Below are 23363 nucleotides of genomic sequence, written 5' to 3' on the forward strand. Positions count from 1 at the left end.
GGCACCGGCGCAGCCACCATGGCGGCTATACCTTCCTCGATACTGCCTGTTGGTTTGACGTTGTAAACCTCATCGCGATGGCGGCGATATCAAGAAAAGCAAAGGCAGCAATCAAGGGTATATTTTTGACGCCGAAAATCTTCGTCAAGGAGCTCTTCCAGCCGAAACGCGCCTGCACAGCGCCTTGCAGGGAGTAAATCCAGATCAAAGGAGCCGGAAGATTGCGTTGAGATTCGACAGTTAGCCCCACCCTGCGCAGGAGTTCGGCCAATCGCTCAAAATTGTAAAGGTTCAAATGCCGCGGGAAATAATATCCGCCCCATGCACAGCCCGCAAACAGCTGTCTGTCCCAGCCGTCAGTATTAGGCGTTTCGATCAACAGCCGGCCATCCTTCGCCAAGGCGAGGACAAGGCGCCGCAAACTCTCTTCCGGCTCCCAAAGGTGTTCTATAAGCTGGAGCATGACGATGAGATCAAATGGCTGGGCCGGCAGTTCCGCAGCTTCGAGCGGCGCTTCGACTAGATTAATTCCTTGTTTTTCCAGGGCGGTACGCGTTTCAGCCGGGAAATGCCAATCGAGACCGAAGAGCTCGAGATCAGGACGCGCTTGACGAAGTGCAATCAAAAGTTCGCCGTTGCCGCATCCTACATCGAGCACTCTTCCCCGCAAAGGGAGATGCGCGACAACACCCTTAAGGCGCTTTCGATTGACGATGGTCTTTACTCGCCCAAGGAGATTTGCGCGGCCCTGAAATCTGTTCGAGAAGGTGCCGTAGTTCGCCGGATACATCAAAGACAGTTGGCTGATGTCGGGCCTCGGATTGAGATAGAAATGACCACATCCATCGCATCGGACGTATCTGAAGGAGTCTTCACTGCCGTGATATATATAGTCGCGCCCGGTAGCGACAACGGTGGAGCTGTTACTGCCGCAACCGCTGCACGTTGTAGGGGTTGATCTTATATGAGTTGTCGCTTGAGAGTTCATGTTTGCCGCGTTCAATACCTTAGACCCTAGAGAGCCAACGCATCTTGAACCGAATCTGAGAAATCATTGTTCTTACGATTTCTCGAGAGTCGGATGAATTTTGCAAAACCACTGCGCTGCAGGCACCTCGGAAAATGCTCGTAGAAACCACCTTTGAGCAGGTGCCTATGAAGTTTTGCGAGATTGTGCTGCGGAATGGCGGGAAAAAGATGGTGTTCGATGTGATAGTTGAAATTAGCCTGGTACATAAGCCATTTCTCAAACCAATTAGGGACTGTCGTCCTGGCAAGAGGCATCATGGCCCGCTCCCGTCCGTCCTCGTAAAGTGGATAGTCCTCGGGCTGATGCTCCGCGATGGTGCGTATGATATTCAGGGCGATTGCGACGGCAGCGATGGGATAACCCCATAACAGAATGTAGAGATACCATCGGCCCGTGGCGATGCAGAGTGCAAACAGCAAGCCGTTGAAGAGGATGGTCACCATCGGCGCTAACCAGGAAGGCGACAGCGAGTTACCCGATGCTTTCTTTCGAGCCAGACCACCGTATTTGTCAGCCGCCAGCCACACGCCCATGCCACCGCTCAGCGCCTTTACCATGACCCACGCGAGCGCCCGGAAGCCCTTGATCGGCTCGCGATAGGGGTAACCATCCTCATCCTTCTCTGTACCCAGATGTGCATGGTGGCTCATGTGGCGTAGTCGATATGCGCCGACTGACATCCCGACAGGCGCGGCAAAGAATATATCGCACCAGATATCGTTTTTGTTGCGGCTGGAGAAGAGGTGGAAATGCGACGCCTCGTGAACCCAAAGCAACATGCCCTGCGTTACCGCGGAGTTAATCAGGAATGGCAGCCATAGCACCCACCAAGGGCCGAAGAGCGCGATCGCCCAGGAGATGACGATCTGAACCCAGACCATCGTCGTCGCCACGATAATTGCGCGCGGTTGAGGCTGTTTCAACGATTCAAGGAAGCTCTGGTCGACAAGCCTTCTCGCTACCTTCATGCATTCATTGAACTGCGCATCCATGCAGTGACCAATCCTCAGGTTTCGAAATTTGAAAGCATCTGCAAGCGCCGGGCTGAAAGGCGACGCTCAAATCTTACAAACGAATCCGTCGCGGTAGCGACGGACCTCCTTTCCTATACATTCTAGGACCCTCGAAGTAAGTTATCCAACTTCCTTTGAACTCTTGCTTCTAACCAGCACATTCATACCGCCACCTTCCGCGATCATCGCGCGTACTTTGTCGGCGTCTTCGGGCAGCTTCCTGCCAGATGCCATTTCACCAATTTCGTAACCGCCCTCCCAGAGAAGCTCCAACAATCTGTCGAAGTCTCCGGGATTTTCAGCATAAACATAGGGGGCCAATTCAAGCATTATACGCGGCTGGAACTTTTTGAGAGTCACGGTCGCCCCAAGTAGAACCGCAAGCTCGTTTCCGTCGACGTCAAGTTTTATGAAATCGACCTTGCCGACCCCAAGATCCCGCAATGTTTCGTCCAGGGTGCCGAGCCGGGCGCCCTGTGTCGACATGAGGCGACCGTGGTGTTCGCTATGCAGATCTTCAGCAACTTCGAGCGGCCAGCTTGAATAGACCGCTTCGGGCATCGCTTCGGCCGCACTTGCCATAAGCATCACCTGGTAAGCGTCGATGCGCTGGGCGAGCGTCGGGTTGAGCGAAATATTGGCTTTCTGTTTCGCGAACGCATGAGCCGTCGGCTCGAAAGAGATTACCCTGCCGGCTCCGCCCACCAATTGCGCCAGGGGCAACGTATGAGAACCCACATTGGCGCCGATATCGAGGACTATGTCTCCTTCCCCTATCAGCTCTCTATACCTGTCGAGCGTTCTGACCTCGAACCCGCCCAATAGGTAGATCGCGAAATCAACGCCGTCTCTAAGGTCCAGCGACCAATTTATTCCGCGGCGCTTCGTTATGACGGTTGCGGGTAAGCCAACGCAACCCCGGACGAACAAGACAGCTTTGGATAGAGAGCGAGCGATCAGGATTTTGTTGCTGGTGGATAACATTGTCCGCACGTCGCCTTTAAGTGATATTGGGGTTGGCGGGCGCTCTTCTTGCAACGATCAGATTGCAATATTGGCCAGCGTTTTTTGGATCAAGGCTCTCGTAATTGAAAGCAGTGCCAGGTGGATCCGCTATGTTGTGGAACTCGAAATTCAGCATCTGTAGGAAATTGGTGAGTTCGGCCGGGTTCACGGACGCTTTCGACAAACCATAAGGCCAGAACTCCATGAATACCCGAATGTCGCGATTGTCCCGCAGGACCCGCTCGGCACCCTGCAGAACGCTCAGCTCATATCCCTGAACATCGATTTTGATAAAATCGACCCGCTGCCCTGGCGAAAAGTAATCGTCTAGCTTCACCAATGGGACGTCGATGCTCACTCGCCCATCGCCACTATCAAATGTTCGGTGATCGACATTCAGCTCGGCCGAAACATACAGCCTTGTGGTACCGCTGGCCGCTCCTACCGCGGCGTGCTGCAGGGATACATTCGACACGCCGGCTACCGTTGCTTCAAGCTTTTCGAAGTTCGCCGGCGCCGGTTCGAAGGCATGGACATGGCCGGTCGTTCCCGTCAGCGCGGAGAACATGCGGGTATATATTCCGATATTTGCACCGATATCTGCGACGATCATGCCCGGCGAAATCAGCTCACGCATCAAAGCGCGCTCACGTCGTTCTGAAACTGCCTTCCATACGGAATAGAGAGGATAATAAAGGGGATAACAATGCCGATAGAGCCAATCGGCGAGACGTAGCAAAACCATCCCTACACCTCTTCTTTTGACGTGAGGCGGGCCGTGAAGAATGAGGCGAACACCTTGGGCAGCGCGGCGCCTATTGCTCTGTCGAGCGTGAAGTAAGGCTTATAAGCCCAGCCAGGCACAGGAAACTTCTTCGATATCCCGCCTGTCACCATATAGGAGAGCGAGGTGAAATAGCTGATCCTCGTCTTCTCAAGGCTATAGCAATCTGTGAGCTCAGCGAGCCAGTCCGGCCGCTGAAAGAAGATCATATGCGGCATCGCCTGATTTGAGGTCGAAAGAGGACCCTGAACGGTATCCAGAACCGGACGGCGGATACTCAAATCCACCGGCTCATGATGGAGAAGTTTATACATCGGGTAGGATAGCCAAGATAAATAAGGTTCCGTCACATACACCCTGCCGCCCTTTGTGAGCTTGCGCGTCGCCCCGCGGAGAAACGCAAGGGGATCCTTCAGGTGATGCAGAACATTGGTCATCGTAATCACATCGACGCTATGGTCTGCGATGTCAGGCAACCCAGCGATCTCGTGGCAATCGAAGACAAAGTCCAAATAGTCTAACTTCAGCACATCGGAAGTGATGACATTCGGTAGGAAGCGCTTGAGAGGCGATGTTCCGCTTCCGATTTCCAGAACGGTATTCGTGGCAATATCCGGTTCCTGTCGGAACATCTCCTTGTAGAGCTCACCATACCAGTGCATCAGGTTCGGATTTGCGCTTAGCCGCTCGCGATTTGCCAGCGTCTGAGCAAGATCGGCATCATAGAGAGTGCTTTCGATTTCCATCGTCAGAGAAACTTTATTCGTCTTGCCGCAAAAACCAGCATAGCCAACAGAATGGAACCATGACGCCAACGCGAGATGTTCGTTTCACCGTAGAGTCTTTCTCGATAGCCGATCGGAACCTCGACGATCTTAAGGCCCATCCGCGCGGCGCCGAAGATCAGGTCGAAATCACCAAAGGGATCGAAATCACCGAAGTAGGATCTGTTTGCCTGAAGTTTGAGATAATTGGAGCGGCTGATCACCTTGGTTCCGCATAGGGTATCTTTGTATCTCTGGCCAAGAACGAAGGAGAAAGCCAATGCGAAAAACTTGTTGCCCAGGAGATTGAAGAAACGCATCGCCTCCTTTTCCATGGGGTAGACTAGGCGAGTTCCGTTGATGAACTCGCCTTTCCCATCCTTGATGGCGTTGTAGAATTTCGGCAAATCCTCGGGCGGGACCGTCATGTCCGCGTCAAGAATCATCAAGACTTCCTTTGTGGCTAGCGAAAAACCCTTCCTGACGGCGTCGCCTTTACCCTTACCATTCTGTTGGGCAATCAAGATGGTGCGTTCGCCGCCATAGCGCTGTTGCGCTTCTTGGATCGCCTTCCACGTCGCATCGGTTGAATTGCCTTCGACAAAAATGAGTTCATCATCCGGCCCCATAACAGGCAACCGTTTGACAATATCCTCGATATTTCCTGCCTCGTTTCTCGCTGGAACGACAATTGACACCGACGGCTCGGTTTTCGATACGGCCTCGCCGACCGGCCTCGCAATCGCGATGTTGAGAAGGCAGAGAGTTCGAAAAAGCGGAAGAGGAGCAAGGCAACGGTTAACAAAGCCACTGATAAGTGGGATGTAAACCGGGATTAGTATCTTCTGGTCCAGTCGGATTAATTCGAAGTCTTCGAGCGTCAGAAGATTCTCAACGTCTTCATGGGCAAGCCAATTCGATTCAGGAACCCGCCGGCGCAGACCGAGCTTGGATGCCAGAGTTGCGAGCGGGCGCCACATGCTGCTGTAATAGGTAAGAACAAGCCGTGTCTCAGGCGAACACAATGCGCGTGCCTGAGCGAACATGCTCTGTATGTCTCGTTCGTAATGGATGAGGCCGCTGATGACCAGGTAATCAGGTTTGGTGTCAGCGACTTCTTCGATCTTGACGACCTTGTGCTCGTCAAACTCTTTCACAGGTTCAGTCGGTTGCGTTATCGAGCGAAACGTTATCTTGCCCTGAGGAAATTTACCAATCAGCAGAGGCGTCGTCGGATCGATCTCGACCACGGAATTCTGGCCCAAGACAAAGAGGCCAATGTACTTTCTCAATTGAGAATAGAAATAGTCCCGCATAAATTACCTCGGCGCCAAGCGGTTCAAGCGCCAATGTCCCAGGATGAGGGCTGCAGGCACGACGTACACCACAAAAAAGAGAAAATGAACGGCCGTCGCCAGGAGTAACCCCTCTGAGGGTGAACGCCCTAGCAATACGAATGCCGAAACGACGGATGCATGGAATGTGCCGACTCCGGATGGTGCAGCTGGGATCATCAGACCCAACCCCCCGGCAAACAACACGAATAACGATTCTTGATAACTCAGCTCGACGCCGACAAACCGGGCGACGAAGATATACGCAAGGGCGTATGCCGAAAGCCACAAAACCAGCGTGAGAAAGGCCGGAACGATGGTCACGGACAGAGATAAGCTTCGTGCGGAATTTCCGATAAAATGAATAACGTGACGATCAAAGAATTCTTGCAGTCGCAGGAGACCGAAGACGGGCCGCAATATCGGCACAAGCCGATTGCCGAAATTCCTTACCAGAACTGCCGATAGAAATATCCCAACTATTGCACCAACCATGATGACCAAAAGAACATTTCGGTATTCGGAATTCAGTGTGTGGCTCAGTAAAACCAAAGAAAATATGCCGACGGAAATGATCGTCACCAAGTCAACCATCTTTTCGACCAGAAGCCGGCCAAGAGCGTCTCCGTAGGGGACAGTCGCGACAACTCGGCTGTAATGTACACGCAAGAGGTCTCCACCTCTCGCAGGAAGGAACATGTTGGCGCCCAAGCCGAGTAGGGAGGCCATGAGGGACGTTCCGTAACCGATCTTGCCATCCAACAACAGGCGCCACCGCACCGCATAGCCTACCGCGATACCAAAGGTAACAAGCATAAACCAAAGGAGCGATGTGACGGATATTCCGCTACGAAAAATCCGGATGGCTTCCTCCCAATCCACCGCCTTTAGCAAGAATATCAGGAGGAAAATGCTTATTGCCGAGGCTATAAGCATCTGCAGGCGTTGATATGCAGGAGCCGCCGCCGCAGCTTTGCTCCATGAGTTATACAACCTCTCACGCATCCGCCAGTGACTTACGGCTTCAACAGCCGAACTGGGTAAAGCGTTTTTGATAGGACGTTTGAGCATAAAAGGCCTGCGTTTGAATCGATCGCAAGTAGATGTCGAGGGTGAAGTTGACCGCATACATCACTAACGGGCGGCCCGCTACCAATAGTTTTGTCGCGGCACCATCTCAATTTACAGTACCCACAAGTCTTCTTTTTCCTGGTCGCGCACGGCGTGGAATCAGCGTGATTTAGCGCTTGCTTACGACCGCGGTTGATTTAGAACGGCGGTCCGCAAGGGCTCGATATCCGGAAAATTTCTAGAGCGCGGGAAATGAGATGAGTGATCAGCTTCAAGTCAAGCCGAAACTGAATAGTTTGCTTTTACTGACGATTGCTGTTCTCTTGACCCACTGGATGGCCCTCTTCAATGAAGGAATATTTGCTGAGGATGCCGGTTTATTTCCAACATTGATCTACAATGATTGGATCGCCATCGCGGACATGTTTTCTTCAGCAGGGGTGCCGGTCTTTACGTACTATGTTTGGCCGATGGCCTTCGTTGGGGACGTTTTGCTTTTAAAATCCTTTGTCGTAATCGGGGTCTACTTCATTGCGATCTTCTCCTACCTCCTAGCTTCAAAGTCTGGATATTTTTCGGAGCGCGAGTCTTTGGTCCTCGCAATATTCACGCAGTTGTTGCCGCTACCCACGATCACGGTTATTTTTACATATTCGATATACTTTAATGCCTATGCCCTTTTTCTATTGGCTACATATTTATTCCTGTCAATCGATTGGATGCGCGGAAGGAGCCACTATCTCCTCCGCGGACTGGCAATTTGCATTTACTTCATTGCATTCACGCTGAATTCCTTGCTGGTGCTCTATGCCGCTGGTTTCGTCCTCGTTTATGCGGTGTGGCTGAGAAGGACAGGGCGCCGAGTTCGCAATGCGCGGGAATTGGTCTCGACATTTTCATCATTCTGCCTTGCACGAGCGGATTTCACCATTCTGCCCTTCGTGTACTGGGTTTGTAAGGCAATTTTCTACCCTAGGTACGGATTATACGATAACTACAATGGCTTTACCCTAAATGTTGAGAGCATTGCGGAGAATTCCTATCGATTTATAGTTAATGGCACGATCTTTCCTTTGGCGAGGAGCGTTTATGATTGGAATGTTTATACCTACTTGGGAGCTGCGGTCTGTTCGATCCTTTTTGTCGCGTGCTTTGTGTTCGCGAACAGGGGAGATGCTCGAAACCAACAGCTAAATGAACGCTCTAGCGATGGTTTCAAGATTATCGGCTTTGGGATCTTTTTACTGCTGTGTGGAACGGTCCCCTATATACTTGTTGGTAAGAGCCCCGCACCCGGCGTGTTGATGAGAAACGCGATGCTTATGCCGCTGCCGATAAGCGTGGTGGGCATCGGGATATGGCGAGTTATCAAATTCAGATCGACCAACCTTCAAAGCCATAGGGTGGCAATCTTAATGTTTGTATCACTTCTCACCGTGTTCATCGGCCGGTGGTGGGAGAGTTACGCGGCGTGGCAAGCACGGGCAGCGAAGGATCTGGCTGTCTCCCAATATCTCGCTGATCATCCTGAGTGGTCTGCTTATTCGGTTTACTGGATAGTCGACAAGCTTCCGCTGTCTGGCGAAGTCTCGGAATATGGGTTTGCTGACTATACCTCTAAATTCCGCATTCTTTGGGGCGGACAAACCAGGATGGCATTTACGCCCGCCCACATCTTGTTTTTTGGCGTTGATACAAAGCCGGGCGTTAGGCCCGTCCACTCCAATCTTCCCGCTCGAATCGCTTTTTTCTGCAATTCTTGGGCCAGCGCGAAAGATATTGATTTGAGCGGCCCACAAGCGGAACTGGAAATTACAGCCACGCAAAGATCATGGAACGACGTTTCTGTCGCATCTGGATACCTCTATTATCGCTTCATCGAGCCTAGTGGCTTGAAAAATTATCTGGCTGAACTGGTGAATGTAACGCTGCGGGCGCTTTGAGGCTTATGGCATCAACAAAGCCGTGGCTGGCCCAATTGGCCCTGAACCAAAGGCAGCAGTCCACGGGCGCCGTCGCGACTGCCACGGGCGAACTCAAGTGCCCGTCTTCGGGCAGACCGCTGAGTTAATCCGCGATCTTGAGACGGCAGATCGAGGCTGTCGGTCGCTGGGTTGATCCACCCGCAAAATCTGGGCGCGCGTGCACCCGCCATTGCTAACCCATCATATGGCCTCGCATCCGCGGGGCCTTTTTCTTTGGAGATGATGAATGCCCAGAAACCCATCAACCGGCGTCTATTCCAAACCCGCCGGCACGACACCCTCCGTCGGCCAGGTCATCGACCCGGCGCCGTGGAACGCGCTGACCACCGACCTCGGCAACGAAATCACCAATTCTCTGCCGCGCGATGGCTCGGCGCCGATGATCGCACCGCTCAAAGCCGCAGGCGGAACCGTGTCCGCGCCGGGGGTCGGCTTCGCCTCGACCCCGCAGACCGGTCTCTATCTGAAAGGCGGCGGCCTGCTCGGCTTTGCCCAGAACGGCGTTGAGGTCGCATTCGATCAGGATCTGGTCTATGCGGTGAAGTCAGGCGATTACACCGCGCTCGCATCCGACGATAACGCCGTCCATCGCTTTACCGCGGCAGCCACGCTCACCCTGACCGCAGCGGCAACGCTCGGCGCCAACTGGCACTATTGCGTCATCGCCGATGGCGGGGATGTGACGATTGATCCGAATGGCGCAGAGACGATCGACGGGGCGGCAACGCTTATTCTCAAGGACGGTTACAGCGTCGAAATCATCTGTTCCGGTGCCGCTTTCTTCACCAACAAGCTCTTCGCCAGGATACAGAGCAAAGCCGACAGTTCGGCTGTCGGCGATTTCGTTGTCGGGCTCACCCTTTCCAACAACGGCGGCAGCCCGAATACGCATATCGATTTTGCTGCAGGATCTGCCAGGACGGGATCGAGCTTCGTTTCCAGCACAACGTCATTGACGAAGCGGGTGACGGGAACATTTGCGGCTGGCACCGGCGCTGGCGGCCTTGACGCGGGCGCCGTTGCGGCGAACGCGACCTACTTTGCCTATGCCTTGCGCAAGGACGCAGACCTGTCTTTCGACGTTGTTCTCTCGACCTCGGCAACGATGGGCGGCATCATCACAACACTGCTCACCGGCTATACGATCGTCAGATGCATTGGTGTGGTACTGACCGATGCCAGCTCGCTCATCCGGCAATTCGTGATGTACCCGCGTGACGAATATACTTTCGTTACGCCCGTCAAGGACGCTGTCAACGTTGCTATCTCTACGACTTCGGCACTCCTGGCGCTGACGGTGCCGAATGGGGTGAAGGTCAAGGCCAAGCTGCGATTTGAATTCACCTCGTCGGCGGCGACCAACGCAGCCCTGTTATCGGACCCAGCTCAAGGAACGCTTGCAGGGGGTATCGGTAATGATGGCGGCAACATGGGCACGATCCAGGTCTCCAATGGACTTGCAATCGGCTGTAGCGATATCTGGACAAATACAAGCAGGCAGATCCGCCACGTAGCCGGCGCGTCCGGCACTATGTGGCTGTGGAACGATGGTTTCTATTTCCCGTGCGGGAGGAATGCATAATGCCGTTTGTGTCACGATCGAGCGCGCCCGAGCTTCTTGAGGGGGATATGCATGCACGAACACTGGCAATAATCGATGTCGTCAGCTAATGACCTTCGAACTCGGAGGAAACCATGGCAGCCGATAAAGCATCGTACCGAAACCGCGGAGGAGTTTTTCAGCGTCTCGTTACCGCCTACAAGCGATTTCGCTACTTCAGCCGCGCCGGCGCGAACCTCGTTGTCAAGCGCAGCGCCGAGTTCCGAATGGTAAAGCACGCGGTTCTTGACGTCGGCAGCAACGTCACGATTCAAGACTATTCCTTCTTCCAACTCACGATGCCTGAGCCGAAGGTGTTTATTGGAAACAACACCGTCATCGGACGGCGGAATATCATCACTGCTAAGAACCGCATATCCATAGGCAATGATGTCCTGATCGGCTCGGATGTCCAGATCATCGATCACGGCCACGGTATGAGACGAGACGTACCGATCAGACTTCAGAAGGCCGAAATCGGTTTTGTCGAAATTGGTGATGATGTCTGGATCGGTGCAGGTGCCAAAATATTGATGAATGTCACGATAGGGACCGGAGCCGTGATCGGAGCAAACTCCGTCGTCACGGCCGATATCCCCGACTACGCAATCGCCGTTGGCTCGCCAGCGAAAGTCATTAAATACCGCACTTAAATCTGATCCGAAGTGTAGGGTCGAATTTGGGACGCGTGTGGCTCCCGCGCTGTCTCGAGCCCATTACGAGCACCTCGGCTTCATCGATACCGTCCTGCCACCCGGTTTCAGGTTTTGCTTCCTTCTTGAGCCGACCGCGTGGATGGCACTTGCCGTTCGTTAACGAGTGGTAGTGAACGGCTATAAGTCTCCCTTTTTCGTTGGACAGGGTGCCATTAAGCACCACTGAAAGCCGACTGGCACCGGGTCGCTGCCCGGGAGCCAGGCACCCCCGACACCCATACACCCCGGAGCCCACCCCATGCTCGTCCACAACTGGCGCGCTGTGCTGCGGCACGCCTGGTCCGTCCGCCTGATGGCGCTGGCGCTGCTCTTCATCGTGCTTGAGCCCGTCATCAATTTCGTCGCTGCAACCTGGGTGTCGCGCAACCTCTACATCCAGCTCGCCATGTCGGCGGCAACGGGGCTTTTCGCCGTTGCGGCGATCGTCGCCCGCATCTTCGTTCAGCAGAAAATCTCAGGAGAATTGAATGGCAAACCGCCTGCAGAAGGGTAGTGCCGCAGCCGCCATGGCTGTGGCGCTCGTCGGCTCGTTCGAGGGATTGCGCCAGAATGCCTATCCCGATCCGGCCACGAAGGGGCAGCCGTGGACGATCTGCTATGGCAGCACGAATGGCGTCAAACCCGGCGACCACAAGACGGTGGAGCAATGCAAGGCGCTGCTGGCGCTGGAGCTCAAGACCTATGCAGCCGGCGTCGAAAGCTGCGTGCGCGTGCCGCTGCCGGATGCGCGCTTCGTGGCGCTGACCTCGTTTGCCTATAATGTCGGCGTCAAGGCGGCCTGCGGCTCGAGCGCGGTCAGGCTCATCAACCAGGGCAGGACGGCCGAGGGCTGCGAGGCGCTTTTGAAGTGGAACCGCGCCGCCGGCATCACCTTTCCCGGCCTGACCCGGCGCCGACAGAAAGAGCGCGCCTTCTGCCTCGAGGGCATCTGATGTTCTCCCTCCTCGATACGCTCAAGATGGGCTCAGGCATCGCCGCCGGCCTGATGCTCTATCACCTCTATGCGGTTGCGATCGGCTATCCCTCGGCCGCCCGCGAGGCGCGGGCCGGCTATATCATGCTGGCCGAAAAGACGACGGCTGAAGCGAAAGCCGTCGAGATGGAACGGCAGCGCGACGCGGCGGCCGAGGCCACTGAAGAACACCGCAAGCGCCTGAAAGCGGCTGAGGCATCCGAGCAGGCGGCCAGAGACACACTCGAAACCGAGATCCAATCCTATGAGCTTCAGCTTTCGGAAAAGAACCGCGCTTGCGCTGTCACTGCTGCTGATCGTCAGTGGCTGCTCCGCCACTGAGCGGCTGAACAAGGCGGCGGTGACGAAGGGGCAGGCGGCAGCCGGCATCGCGCTGCCGCCTTTGCCCGACGATCTTCTCAGGCAGGAAGCGCATGCGCCTGTCGTGGAAGGCGAGCCCATCATCGCGATCCTCGCCCGCGAGCGCCAGGCGCTAGACCGCGCCAATGCCCGCCAGGGGCGCACCATTCGCTTTTACGACGACCTCACCAGCAGATATGGAACCCGCCGATGATGAATGCCATCTCGCTTGCCCTGACATATCCGAGGGGTGGAGCTGTTCTGGCGCCACCGCCTTGGGTGCCGGATCCTGATCGCTACATGCCGGCGGCGACGCGCACGCGCTGGCCGACCGGCGCGACCGCCACGCCATGGACGTTCCCGGCCGGGCTGAATTACCAATGCACCAAGCTGTTCTTCGGCTCGCCCGACTATCCGACGAACGACTTCCTTATCCCGTTCGTCGGCTTCGCGCTGACCGAAGGCGGCAATGCGCCGCAAGAAACGCAGTCGCCGAACGCCGACACCGTGATCGACGAGGCGTTCTTCGTGATGCCAAACGGCACGGAATACCCGATCTTGTTCGGCGGTCTGGTGCCGGCGACGGTCACCGCCGCAACCGGCATTGTTTACGGGCAGGTCATACTGCCAGTTGCACTGCCGGCATGGTCGATCTTTGGCGTCCGGACGGTCTATCACGGCGCAGAGGGTGCGCAGCGCTGCGGCTCCTATCGCATCCAGCGCCATCGCGGCGAAAAGTATTGGGGCGCGGCCGACTTGGCGTCCGTACAGGCGCTGGCTGCCGCCAACGGGGCGTCGACGGCGGCGCTCGATCCTGACAGCCTTTACAACACGATCGGCAACGCGACGAATTCGCAGATCCAGGCTTACGGGCCCGCCCTTGTCCTGGCGAAAGGATGGGACGGCCGGCCGGTTCCACTCGTCGTCGGTGACAGCCTGATCGAGCGGCAGGAGATCGCCGCGTCGGCCGACGAGCGCGGCAACATGGGCATGATCCGGCGATGGCTCGACCAGCGCGACCTGGTATGGGGGAGCACTGTCCCGCTCGTCATGGGCGTGCCTGGTGAGCATAACGAATTCGAGCTTGCCACCAACGCTACCAAGCGATGGGTGATGATCGACGCCATCAAGACGACGTTCAACGGCGGCAAAGACATTTGGACTTTCTGCCTCGACCAGGGCGGCCGCAATGACAACAACACGACGCTTTCGCTCTGGCAGTCGCGCAAGTTCGGGCTCGATGATCGGATCATCGCCCGGTATCCCGGCGCGCATATGGTGGGCATGACCATTCTGCCGACCATGGCGGGATCGTCGGATAGCGGCCGCACGGTCGCCGGCTACAGCGCGACGTCGGCGCTGTGGAACCCGATCACGGGGACGCTCGCCAGCATGAACGCGTCACTCATCGCGTCGTCGCGGTTCGCCAAGACGATTGATATCGTGCCGGCCTTCATGTCGGACAGTGATCCGACGAAGGGATCGGCGGCCGAATTGACGCCGCTCGGCAACGTCATCGGCCATCCCGGCAACCAAGATGGCGTGACGACATGGGACACGATGCGCCTGCCAAACACGACGAAGCTCGGCGCGCGCGTCATGTTCGAGTATCAGCCGGGGCTCTGGACCAGCCGGACGCTGGTAGACCGAACGGATTTGGGAGACGGCACGGCGAACTACCGCGTCGCCGAAGTGCTGGCGACCAACGTGCAGGATAACGCCGCCCTGCTCGGTCACGCCTATACGGCCGCCGATTTCGTTCACCCGGCGCTCTACGGCGTCCTGCGTTTCGTCAGCCGCCTGCCTCAATCGCACAAGGCGAAGTTCTATCCATGACATCCAATGACGATATTCTCCGCGCTCTCGGGCGCGTCGAGGGAAGGCTGACAGGCATCGAGGAAAACGTCGCACTGCTGCGCAACGAGGTCAGCGACGAAAAGGCGAATGCCCACGACAGCCGCGCCGTGATCCACACCCGGCTCGACGAGCAGGCAAGGCAGATCGCACATCTCGACACCAGGGCGGCGATCAGCGGCGGCGTCGACGCCCAGATCCGCGAGGAGATCAAGGGCCTCAAGGAGACCGTCGAGAAAAACCAGGAGACGGTGGCGCCGGCGATCGAAGAATGGAAGCGGATGAAATCGATCGGCTACGGCATATCGGGGCTGATTGCCTTTGCCGGGCTCACGGTCGGCGGGATGATTGCCTATGCGAGCGACGGTGCGGTGGCGGCGTTGAGGCATTGGTTGAAGATCAGTTGAATAAGGTCCACCGACCGATTGAAGCCAACGAGCCACGTGCGATTTCGCTCGAATCGTGTTTTTCTGTCAGCAGGCACAATCGGGAGGGGATATGACAGCCGAAATCTGCATGATGAACCGATTGGCAGTAGTCTTGGCCGCTGACTCGGCCACTACGGTGTCTCGATGGGTCGACGGAAAACGTGAGGAGCGCTACTTCAAGGGTGCCAACAAGGTTTTTCAACTATCCAACATGCAGCCGGTTGGATTGATGATCTATGACTCGGCCGACATTTTGAACGTTCCTTGGGAATTGATCGTCAAGTCGTTCCGCGAGCACATTAACTTAAAGTCGTTCAACTCGGTGGAGGAATACGCGCGCGAGATGTTCTCGTACCTGAGCGACAATCCGCGGTTTTTCCCGGAGCAAATCCAAAACGAGAAGCTAATCGAGGCCACCAGAGGCGTTGTCTTGGACTGGATAAGCACAGCAATCGATGGGGTGGAGAAGGATGAACAGCGCAAGGCAGTCGAGACAGCATTAATCGCAAACCGCGATGCGGCGCTTGCGAAAGCTGTTCCTGACTGCCTGGACGACGTACACATCGGTAAGGTTACCGCTGACCTTTGCACAGAGGTCGAGAAGATCCTATCCAGCCTCTTGAAATACCTCGATATAAAAGGTGTTCAAGACCTCCCATCCTTTTGCATTGGCGCGCTTCACGAGGTGATTAAGAATTCATCGCATTATCTAGATACCACCGGACTTGTTTTTGCCGGCTTCGGAGATCACGAAATCTTCCCAGCGATGGTTGAGTTCGAATCTCAAGGGATGGTTGGTGGGAAGCATATCTACGAGCGAAAGCGCGGCGTAGTTCTCGATCACCACCAGCCGGCTTGGCTGGAAGCGTTCGCGCAAACGGAGATGGTCGATACCTTCAACGCTGGCTTCAGCTTTGACGCGTACAGCTCGATAATGGTTGCCGTGGGGGATAATCTTCGCGGCTTTGCCGAAGAGATAGCCCAAAAGAGCGGTGGCAATTTTGCCGCAATTGACGATGTAGACAGCCTCATACAAGGTGCAAGAGAGAAAATCGGATCGGGAATGATTGACAATGCGCGCAAAGAGCACTCTCTGCCGCTGAGGAGAGTTCTAGGTGTTCTGCCAGCAAACGAGATGGCCGAACTGGCGGAAACCTTAATAACTCTTCAATCGTTAAAGGAGAAAGTGACTAAACCATCTGAGACGGTTGGCGGACCTGTCGATGTGGCGATAATTACGAAGCACGAGGGCTTGGTCTGGGTGAAGCGCAAACATTTCTTCCACCCCGACCTGAATTCCAGGTTCAGGTTGCGCCAGGCAACGCAACATTCGTAGCCCGAGGGAGAATGCAGGATGGCTAACTTAAATATGGTGAAGGAAGCGCCTCCGCCGACGACGCGCGACAAGGTATCGAAATCGCGGGAAGACAAGAACCGCGAGAAAGTAATTCAAGAGAGCCGCGATCAATACCGGAGGTTTCTGGATTCGATTAACCAGAGCAGCGACCGTGAGATCGACCGCGCTATGAGTCGTATGTGACTTAGGTTCTCTGCTTCGCAATGGCGGCCGGATCGGCCGCCATGTGACCTTCGGTATGCGATCCTTCTCCGATGCCTTACCCATTGGAACTTCTGGTAATCACATGAGTTTGCTCGTCGCTGCGAACCGTGTCGCCATCGACCGACGTCACATAAACAAGCCCCTAAAATTTAGACTTTACTAACGAACCAATTCGCATCGTGCTGGTTTTCCCCTCAGGAGGAAACGGTCATGAAAAGCATGAGCAATCGCCAAGTTCGCATCCCCGGTCCGCGGGAGCATGATGTCGCAGAACATTGCCGCAAGTTCGGGATCGGTCCGGCCGAGGAGAAGAAGCTGAAGAAACTTCTCGGGGCTCGGGCGCCGCTGCATGAAATCCAGGCCAATGCGCCGCCGAGACAGCCGCGGTGGCGTTAGCAACGGTCGCGGTTCAGGCGGAGGATCTGACTTGTTTCACGCTGCGTTACGGTGATGATTCAAAGATTGAGCGAACCGCGCAAAGGCGAGGGGAGATGATCCTGTTTTCCGGTCTCTCAGGCCGATCCTGTTGCTCAGGCAAGGCCGTTTATGGTGATTACCCCGCGAAACCCGCTGAAAGCCCCGCTCCGCCGGGGTTTTTTGTTGGGGCGGTGAGGCGCGTTCGTTTTTCGTCGGCGCGCAAGGATACCAGTCTAACGATTGAAGCGGAGCGAAGCAATTTTCGCTTGTTCCTCCGGCCGGCTTGCGGGAGCAAAGGCTCATTTGCGGCGCCGACATGGGCGGAACTTCCGGCAAATACTGACGTTGTGGCCGACGGACCGCGTAGCAGGTCTCGTCTCCTGTACCAACTGCTACCCCTGCAGTCGCTGCGCGGTCCACTCCCACATCTCTCATGGCGGAAGTGCTTTTGCGGCCGGCCCTCGCAGCCCGAGGCGCGAGCCGACAAATCCGATCAATACCGGAGTTGGCGCGACAGCATGAGGATGTAATCGTCGGCGATATCGGCGATCACCATTGCGGCTTCCGCCGGCGGATAGCCCCTGCTGACGGCTTCGCCGAGGATCTTCATGACGAGAGGTTCAAGCGCTTCCCGGCAGTCGGCGAGAGTTTCGACATGCGGGCATTTGGGACGAAATTCCAAGACGACGCTCATGACTTACCCTTCTTATGATCGCGCTCGGCCCCTATGCATTGAGGCCAGCCTCTCAACTAAGAGGCGGGCCACGGTTCCGGCGAATTGCTTCAGGAAGATGTTATCCTGAAGATACGATGGCATAGCGCCTGATGTATTCAAGCGTATGCTGATATTAAGGTAAGCCAGTAGGGTTAATTCGTCCACTGAATCGTGGGCATAGCAAGCAGGTGCCGGGCGCTGTTGGAGTCCCGTCCGGCAACGCCGCCCAGCCTCAGGCGCTGATGCGGCGGCCGGCCTTATCAGCCTCTTTGCGATTGGCGCCATATTTTTCGATGATGTCTTTGGCATCCTCGTTGGAAATCCGGTGTTTCTTTGCGAAGTAGATGACGTCGTAGGGTCCGTCGGTCGCAGCCGCGTTCTTCGTTTTGTCATTGGTCATGATTTTTCCTTTCATGGAAATGTCGAGCTGACTGGCGCGTCATGTCAGGACACGCCAGCATCATGGTCTCGTCAGAATTTGAGAGTCGGCGTCACGTCAACGTCAGCCGGATAGGCTTTGTTCCGGTTAGCGATGAGACCGGGACGTCGTGTGTTTTTTCCAGATCTGGGTTGCCTGAGCTGCGGTGCCGGTCTCGTGAAATCGCAGCAGGTGAAGCCCTTCCGCCCTTCGTTTTTCGTCGAAGGCGCTGTTTTCGTAGTCGGAGCCTTCGACGATGCTTTCGCTTTGAAGAACGGCCTTCAGTTCCTGTACGAAGTGGCCGGTGATGTTGAAAAGCGTTTCGTTCTCGGGTGCGTGGTCCATGGTTTCCCTTTGGGTGGTCGCGTGCCATTAAACGCGATGCCGGCTCAGCAAGCCGCGTTGGTAAAAAGCATCAAGCAATCCGCGCCCCTATGGGAAGGCTGGTATCGGACAGCGCTTGGCCGTGTCTGTCTGGAGTTCCATATATCGTGTAGCAACGCCACCCTGCGAGTCGAGGGGGCATGGCAGGTCTGAGGGCTGCACCTTAAACCAATCGTCTCGCCGATGCCATGCCAAAGGAGGGATCGAAAACAGGGCGCGCGCCGGCTCGGTTTATGCTTTCCGGGTCGGGGCAAGCGATCCGCGTTCTCGCAGTTTACTGCAGGAGAGAGAGCAGCGCGGAAGATGCGTTTCGGTCTTGCCGGGCTGATGGCACAGCTCGCGGAGCGCGGGCTCCCCGCGACATGCTGTTCTAGTGAAAATCTTCGGCCTTGAGCGTGAAATTGTTTCCGCGTCGATGCCGATAGGCTCTCGATGCGGCTTCCTGGATGGAAGAACGCGCGGCATCGAAGGCACTAAGATAGGCGGCCTCCGAAGAACTCTGCGTAATGGCACTGCCGAGTGCGCCTTCTTCGACCAGGAACCGGACCTCGAACATGCCGTCATAGCCGCTGAAGCGCACGCCTTTTCGCACTTGGTCGAAGCTCCGGCTTCGGTTTGGAAAGATAAGTGCCATGGCGGTCGATCCTTGGAGGTGGGCGCGGGCGTTGTGCGGGCCTTGGAGCCGGCGATGATCCTGGATGCACTCGGAGAAGGAGGAGCTTGCCAAAGCCTCTCGGCATGTCCGACCGCCGACCGATTCTAATGGGCGACCGATCTTAATGGATGGTCTGCACGATGACCCTGTTCTCCAGCAAGGCCTCCGATGTCCTGATCAAGCGCACAGTGCTGGCGATAACCTGGTCGGAATACACAGGGTCCGCACGGGAAATTTCATCCGTCATATCGCGGAGAACGCTGTTTATCTCAAGCAGAGACGGCACAAGGTCGAGCAATCCATCAGCCGCCAGCCCGTAAGTCAGGCGGCCGATAACCTCACTGAGGTGATCTATCAGCGCACGCCTTTCGGAAACCGCCAATGCCGAAGGCCTTGTGAGGGTCGCTTCACCGTTGAACTGCATGATGCGTATCCTCCTTTCTCCGAAATGGGCTTTACGACGACATTATCAATGGCTGCCGGCGAATGAGGTTGCGGCCATATGGCAAAGAGCGCAAGCTGAGCGATCGGCGGGCACGATAAGGGCACCGCCGCTTGGGGCGCGCGTGAACCCTAGCCCCAATAAAGGAGGACTTCATGTCTTCCACATCTGATCCGTTTTTCGATGTCACCAATTTGCGAATGCTGGAGCGCATTCTTCGAAAGGCCGGTTTCCGTGGCGGCGAAACCTATGCGATTGATATCAGCGAGATCAGCGCGACGAGTTTCCTCGTTCATTGTTTCCAGATTGGAATCGTCGATGAGGCGGCGCTGAGATCGGCGTTGAGAATGTATCTTGCAACCCAGTTGAGTTCAGGGCCGCTCACTCAAGCAATCGAAGACGCGTCCTTTGTAAGATGGCAGGATGACGGCGGCGCTCCGCCGAAGGCCTATCGGATTGGCCGGTATACGGCACCCACGGGTGCCAACCCATCGCGGCGACCGCTCGGCTATCGCTTCCCAAAAACCAGGCTGCCTGAACGATGATCGGTACGTACCGCCGCTCACTGCGGCGGCATTCAGCACGCACCCATGAGGGTGATCTCCCGCATAGATTGGCGAGAGCTGAACGCGAGGGGGTCGGTCGGTCGAAAGCCCGCTCTCACGGGCTTTCCTTTGACTTCGAGCCGTCAGGCCGCACCGAACGGTACGGCGACGAAGGTCTTGCCGCCATCGCGTTCGACGAGCAGGAGCACCGATTTGCGGCCGGCCTTGCCGGCCTCGGCAATCGCCGTCTTGACGTCCCGGGTGCTGTGGACCGGCCTGTCGTTGACCGAGACGATGACATCGCCCGACTGGATGCCGGCGGCCGCGGCCGACTTGTCGGGATCGACGCTGGCGACCACCGCGCCGCTGACGGCGCGCGGCAGGTTGAGCTGTTGGCGCACGTCTGGCGTCAGGTCGGCAAGGCCGATGCCGAGGCTCGGCTGGCCGCTGCTCTCGCCCTTGCTGTCCGAGCTTTCGGCAGCGGCCTGTTTCTGACCGTCCTCATTGCCGCCGACGGTGACGTTGAGATCGATCGTCTTGCCGTCACGCCAGATGCCGAGAGATTTTTTGGCGCCCGGCGAAAGATCGGCGACCAGCCGCGACAGGTCCTTCGGCGTCTTGACGGTCTCGCCGCCGACCGAGGTGATGATATCGCCCGGCTTCACGCCGGCATGGGCCGCCGGCGTATCGGCGGTGACGGCGGCAACCAGTGCGCCGCCTGTTTTGTCGAGGCCGACGGCATCGGCGACGTCTTTCGTCACCGGCTGGATCTGCACGCCGAGATAACCGTGATCGATCGAGCCGTCCTTCTGCAGCTTGGCGACGATCGCCTTGGCCTCGTCGGACGGAATGGCGAAGCCGACGCCGACACTGCCGCCGTTCGGCGAATAGATCGCGGTGTTGATGCCGACGACATTGCCGCTGCGGTCGACGAGCGGCCCGCCTGAGTTGCCATGGTTGATCGGCGCGTCGATCTGGATGAAATCATCATAGGGCCCGCTGTGCAGGTCGCGGCCGCGCGCCGAGACGATGCCCGCCGTCACCGTGGTGCCGATGCCGAAGGGGTTGCCGATCGCCAGGATCTGGTCGCCGAGCTTGAGTCTGTCGGAATCGCCCCAGGCAATGGTCTGCAGCGGCTTTCCCGCCTCTATCTTCACCACGGCGACATCGGATTTCGGGTCGGTACCGATCAGCTTGGCCGGCAGTTCCGTGCCGTCATCCAGCGTTACCTTGATGTCGACAGCATTGTCGATGACGTGATTGTTGGTAACGATCACGCCGTCCGGGCTGATGATGAAGCCGGAGCCGATCGCCATCGCCTGCTGCGAGGGCCGGTTTTTCGGCGCCTGGCGCGGCAGCGGGATGCCTTGATCCTCGAAGAACTGGCGGAACTGCTCGTCCATCGGCGACTGCTGCTGGTCGGCGCTGACATCGGTCGCCTTCATGGTCGTGGTGATGGTGACGACGGCAGGCTTGTCGGCGTCGACGATGGAGGCGAAGGAGCCGCTGGCGGCGAGAACGCCGCCGGAATCCGCAGGCGAGGCAACGGCGTTCGCCGCGGTGATGGTGAAGGGCAGGCATGCCGCGCCGGCGATGATGGCAGCCCCGATGAGGGCAGCAGTGCGATGTTTGCGGAGGATGTGTGACATGGTGATGGTCCCTTGCGAGAGCGTTGGGTTTTGATGGCGTCGTGGTTCCATGGCGTATGGGTCGATGTCTTGGGACCTGGCGTCGGATGGCGGTAGCGCCAATTCATCTCATCGCAGCGCAGTCGTTGGGGTGGCGACCGGGCGAATGCAAGAATTCGCGCTCGGGATTCATATGATCGCGACCGGAAGATTTACAAATTAAATATTGATCATCTTTATATTGCCGATTTGTAAGAAATGACCGGAATTTAATCTTTGTGTCATAGACTTTAAGGCTGGGTGCCGCGCGCCGGAAATTCCGGCTGGGGACGTTGTTTCGCCGCGCCGTCTTCGCAGCGATTTCCTTCGCAAATAAATGGACTTATTCCAGGGCGTGGTGATCCGATTGCCACCTGCGCCCGTAATTTTGCCGATAGACGATCGCGCCGCCGTTTCCGAAGGTTCTATTCCCGGAATCTGTTGCGAATATAAAATGTTAGTAGACTCTAAATTATTTATTCTTCAGAAAGTGAAGACTGCGAATCGGGGCAGCTGAGTCTCGCGGTGGCATATGAGGGGCGATGAAAAAGGCAGTGGAGCGGGGGCGCAACGGCAAGCGCGGCGCGCATGTGACATTGAGCGATGTGGCGAAGAAGGTGGGCGTCAGCCCGATCACCATCTCGCGTGCGCTTCGCAACCCTCAGATCGTTTCGGAGGATCTGCGCGAGGTGATCCTGCGTACGGTCGAGCAGATGGGTTATATCCCCAATCTCGCCGCTCGCGCCTTGGCCGGCCGCCACAACGGCATCGTCGGCGTTCTCACGCCGGCCTTGCACCAATACGGCTTTACCGGCCTGATGGTCGGCATCGAGGATCGCTTCCGCGACACCGAGCTCACCGTGCAATATTCCAATACTCTCCGCCATGCCGAGGGGGAGGCCGGCCTGCTGAAATCCTTCCTGACCCAGAAGCCGGCCGGCGTCATCATCGCCGGCGCCGAATCCTATCGCGATCTTCTGCCGCTGATCGAACGCGCCGCCTGTCCCATCGCCCATATCACCGATCTCAGCCAGGAGCCGCAAAGGCTGGTTGTCGGCCTCGATCACTATACCGCAGGCGCCGAACCCACCCGTTTCCTTCTGTCGAGGGGGTATAACAGGATCGCTTTCTTCGGCCGCGGCGCCGATGTCCGCTCACGCCGCCGCATCGAAGGTTATGAGGCTGTGATGCGGGACGCCGGGCGTTTCGACCCTGATCTCATCATCGGCGGGGAGGCGGCAAGCCGCACCGGCCTCGGCAGGGAGCTGTTTTCCCGTCTGTTGCAGCGCGTGCCCGATGTCGATGCCGTCTTTGCCCAGAGCGACGAACTGGCGCTCGGCGTCCTCATCGAATGCAAGGCGCGCGGTATCCGCGTGCCGGAGGATCTCGGCATCTGCGGCTTCAACGATCTGGAATTCTCGGCCTTCATCGAGCCGTCGCTGACGACGGTGCACATACCGCGCTACGATATCGGCTACCGCGTCGCCGACATGCTGCTGCGCGCCGTCCGCGACGAGCCGGCCGATGAAGACAAGGCCGACCTCGGCTTTACCATTATTCCCCGGGGTTCGACGCGGTAATCTGGGTAGGACATCGCGATAAACAGAGGGGGAGCCAGCCTTGCTGAAGCCTGCGCTAGGCATCGGCGGGATTATTCCGTATA

The 23363-nt window shown here is 56.8% G+C and carries 27 protein-coding genes; 14 read left to right on the plus strand and 13 right to left on the minus strand.

From position 1 onward, the window contains the following. Positions 1-25: 25 nt before the first annotated feature. The 7 genes from CO657_RS03970 to CO657_RS04000 all read right to left on the minus strand — a co-directional run bounded on the left by CO657_RS03970 (position 26) and on the right by CO657_RS04000 (position 7001). On the minus strand, positions 26-790 hold the full coding sequence (locus CO657_RS03970) for a class I SAM-dependent methyltransferase (RefSeq protein ID WP_245292938.1): 765 nt from the start codon (positions 788-790) through the stop codon (positions 26-28). 224 nt (positions 791-1014) lie between these two features. Beyond that, positions 1015-2022: a fatty acid desaturase family protein gene (locus CO657_RS03975; protein WP_054181593.1), complete on the minus strand. Its 1008-nt coding sequence runs from the start codon at positions 2020-2022 to the stop codon at positions 1015-1017. Positions 2023-2163: 141 nt separating this feature from the next. Next, a complete protein-coding gene (locus CO657_RS03980; protein ID WP_054181594.1) occupies positions 2164-3027 on the minus strand; it encodes an FkbM family methyltransferase in 864 nt (287 codons plus the stop codon). Positions 3028-3043: 16 nt separating this feature from the next. Beyond that, entirely contained in the window at positions 3044-3793 is a 750-nt protein-coding gene (locus tag CO657_RS03985) for an FkbM family methyltransferase (RefSeq protein WP_054181595.1), read from the minus strand. 2 nt (positions 3794-3795) lie between these two features. Continuing rightward, on the minus strand, positions 3796-4578 hold the full coding sequence (locus CO657_RS03990; RefSeq protein WP_054181596.1) for a class I SAM-dependent methyltransferase: 783 nt from the start codon (positions 4576-4578) through the stop codon (positions 3796-3798). A 2-nt stretch (positions 4579-4580) separates the two neighbouring features. Further along, positions 4581-5912: a glycosyltransferase family 2 protein gene (locus CO657_RS03995; protein WP_054181597.1), complete on the minus strand. Its 1332-nt coding sequence runs from the start codon at positions 5910-5912 to the stop codon at positions 4581-4583. 3 nt (positions 5913-5915) lie between these two features. Then, positions 5916-7001: a lysylphosphatidylglycerol synthase transmembrane domain-containing protein gene (locus CO657_RS04000; protein ID WP_245292939.1), complete on the minus strand. Its 1086-nt coding sequence runs from the start codon at positions 6999-7001 to the stop codon at positions 5916-5918. A 257-nt stretch (positions 7002-7258) separates the two neighbouring features. Between CO657_RS04000 and CO657_RS04005 the strand changes: the two genes are divergently transcribed. From CO657_RS04005 to CO657_RS04060, 12 genes are all read left to right on the plus strand, one after another. After that, the gene (locus tag CO657_RS04005) at positions 7259-8944 is read left to right on the plus strand and encodes a hypothetical protein (protein ID WP_054181598.1); all 1686 of its coding nucleotides are present in this window, start codon (positions 7259-7261) and stop codon (positions 8942-8944) included. Positions 8945-9212: 268 nt separating this feature from the next. Next, positions 9213-10568, plus strand: a complete 1356-nt coding sequence (locus tag CO657_RS04010) for a hypothetical protein (RefSeq protein ID WP_054181599.1) — start codon at positions 9213-9215, stop codon at positions 10566-10568. A gap of 113 nt (positions 10569-10681) precedes the next feature. Further along, complete coding sequence (locus CO657_RS04015) at positions 10682-11239, plus strand: acyltransferase (RefSeq protein ID WP_054181600.1); 558 nt, start codon at positions 10682-10684, stop codon at positions 11237-11239. 301 nt (positions 11240-11540) lie between these two features. Continuing rightward, positions 11541-11795: a DUF7940 domain-containing protein gene (locus CO657_RS04020; protein WP_054181601.1), complete on the plus strand. Its 255-nt coding sequence runs from the start codon at positions 11541-11543 to the stop codon at positions 11793-11795. Beyond that, complete coding sequence (locus CO657_RS04025) at positions 11770-12234, plus strand: lysozyme (RefSeq protein ID WP_054181602.1); 465 nt, start codon at positions 11770-11772, stop codon at positions 12232-12234. Before CO657_RS04020 ends, CO657_RS04025 begins: the two co-directional genes overlap by 26 nt. Then, a complete protein-coding gene (locus tag CO657_RS04030) occupies positions 12234-12596 on the plus strand; it encodes a hypothetical protein (protein WP_054181603.1) in 363 nt (120 codons plus the stop codon). Before CO657_RS04025 ends, CO657_RS04030 begins: the two co-directional genes overlap by 1 nt. A gap of 19 nt (positions 12597-12615) precedes the next feature. Continuing rightward, complete coding sequence (locus tag CO657_RS04035) at positions 12616-12828, plus strand: hypothetical protein (RefSeq protein ID WP_054181604.1); 213 nt, start codon at positions 12616-12618, stop codon at positions 12826-12828. Beyond that, positions 12825-14450 carry a hypothetical protein gene (locus tag CO657_RS04040; protein ID WP_054181605.1) on the plus strand — a complete coding sequence of 542 codons (1626 nt, stop codon included), beginning with the start codon at positions 12825-12827 and terminating at the stop codon, positions 14448-14450. The genes CO657_RS04035 and CO657_RS04040 overlap by 4 nt, the downstream gene beginning before the upstream one ends. Continuing rightward, the gene (locus CO657_RS04045; RefSeq protein ID WP_054181606.1) at positions 14447-14875 is read left to right on the plus strand and encodes a hypothetical protein; all 429 of its coding nucleotides are present in this window, start codon (positions 14447-14449) and stop codon (positions 14873-14875) included. Before CO657_RS04040 ends, CO657_RS04045 begins: the two co-directional genes overlap by 4 nt. A 91-nt stretch (positions 14876-14966) precedes the next feature. After that, on the plus strand, positions 14967-16232 hold the full coding sequence (locus CO657_RS04050; RefSeq protein WP_054181607.1) for a hypothetical protein: 1266 nt from the start codon (positions 14967-14969) through the stop codon (positions 16230-16232). Between the two features lie 18 nt (positions 16233-16250). After that, complete coding sequence (locus CO657_RS04055) at positions 16251-16436, plus strand: hypothetical protein (RefSeq protein ID WP_054181608.1); 186 nt, start codon at positions 16251-16253, stop codon at positions 16434-16436. Between the two features lie 231 nt (positions 16437-16667). After that, positions 16668-16853, plus strand: a complete 186-nt coding sequence (locus CO657_RS04060) for a hypothetical protein (RefSeq protein WP_012556939.1) — start codon at positions 16668-16670, stop codon at positions 16851-16853. 514 nt (positions 16854-17367) lie between these two features. On the opposite strand, the gene CO657_RS04065 is transcribed toward CO657_RS04060, so the two are convergent. From CO657_RS04065 to CO657_RS04085, 5 genes are all read right to left on the minus strand, one after another. Next, a complete protein-coding gene (locus tag CO657_RS04065; RefSeq protein WP_003587906.1) occupies positions 17368-17568 on the minus strand; it encodes a hypothetical protein in 201 nt (66 codons plus the stop codon). A gap of 253 nt (positions 17569-17821) precedes the next feature. Further along, a complete protein-coding gene (locus CO657_RS04070) occupies positions 17822-17989 on the minus strand; it encodes a hypothetical protein (protein WP_003587904.1) in 168 nt (55 codons plus the stop codon). Between the two features lie 126 nt (positions 17990-18115). Beyond that, entirely contained in the window at positions 18116-18352 is a 237-nt protein-coding gene (locus CO657_RS04075; protein ID WP_012556940.1) for a hypothetical protein, read from the minus strand. Positions 18353-18761: 409 nt separating this feature from the next. Beyond that, complete coding sequence (locus tag CO657_RS04080; RefSeq protein ID WP_003587901.1) at positions 18762-19025, minus strand: DUF1488 family protein; 264 nt, start codon at positions 19023-19025, stop codon at positions 18762-18764. Between the two features lie 142 nt (positions 19026-19167). Further along, positions 19168-19470 (minus strand): hypothetical protein, encoded by a 303-nt coding sequence (locus CO657_RS04085; RefSeq protein WP_003587899.1) that lies wholly within the window; start codon positions 19468-19470, stop codon positions 19168-19170. Positions 19471-19643: 173 nt separating this feature from the next. Between CO657_RS04085 and CO657_RS04090 the strand changes: the two genes are divergently transcribed. Continuing rightward, positions 19644-20033, plus strand: a complete 390-nt coding sequence (locus CO657_RS04090) for a hypothetical protein (protein WP_054181609.1) — start codon at positions 19644-19646, stop codon at positions 20031-20033. A gap of 143 nt (positions 20034-20176) precedes the next feature. On the opposite strand, the gene CO657_RS04095 is transcribed toward CO657_RS04090, so the two are convergent. Next, positions 20177-21682: a DegQ family serine endoprotease gene (locus CO657_RS04095; protein ID WP_054181610.1), complete on the minus strand. Its 1506-nt coding sequence runs from the start codon at positions 21680-21682 to the stop codon at positions 20177-20179. Positions 21683-22242: 560 nt separating this feature from the next. Between CO657_RS04095 and CO657_RS04100 the strand changes: the two genes are divergently transcribed. After that, positions 22243-23280 (plus strand): LacI family DNA-binding transcriptional regulator, encoded by a 1038-nt coding sequence (locus CO657_RS04100; RefSeq protein ID WP_054181611.1) that lies wholly within the window; start codon positions 22243-22245, stop codon positions 23278-23280. Positions 23281-23363: the final 83 nt, after the last annotated feature.

Source organism: Rhizobium acidisoli, assembly GCF_002531755.2.
Classification (GTDB): domain Bacteria; phylum Pseudomonadota; class Alphaproteobacteria; order Rhizobiales; family Rhizobiaceae; genus Rhizobium; species Rhizobium acidisoli.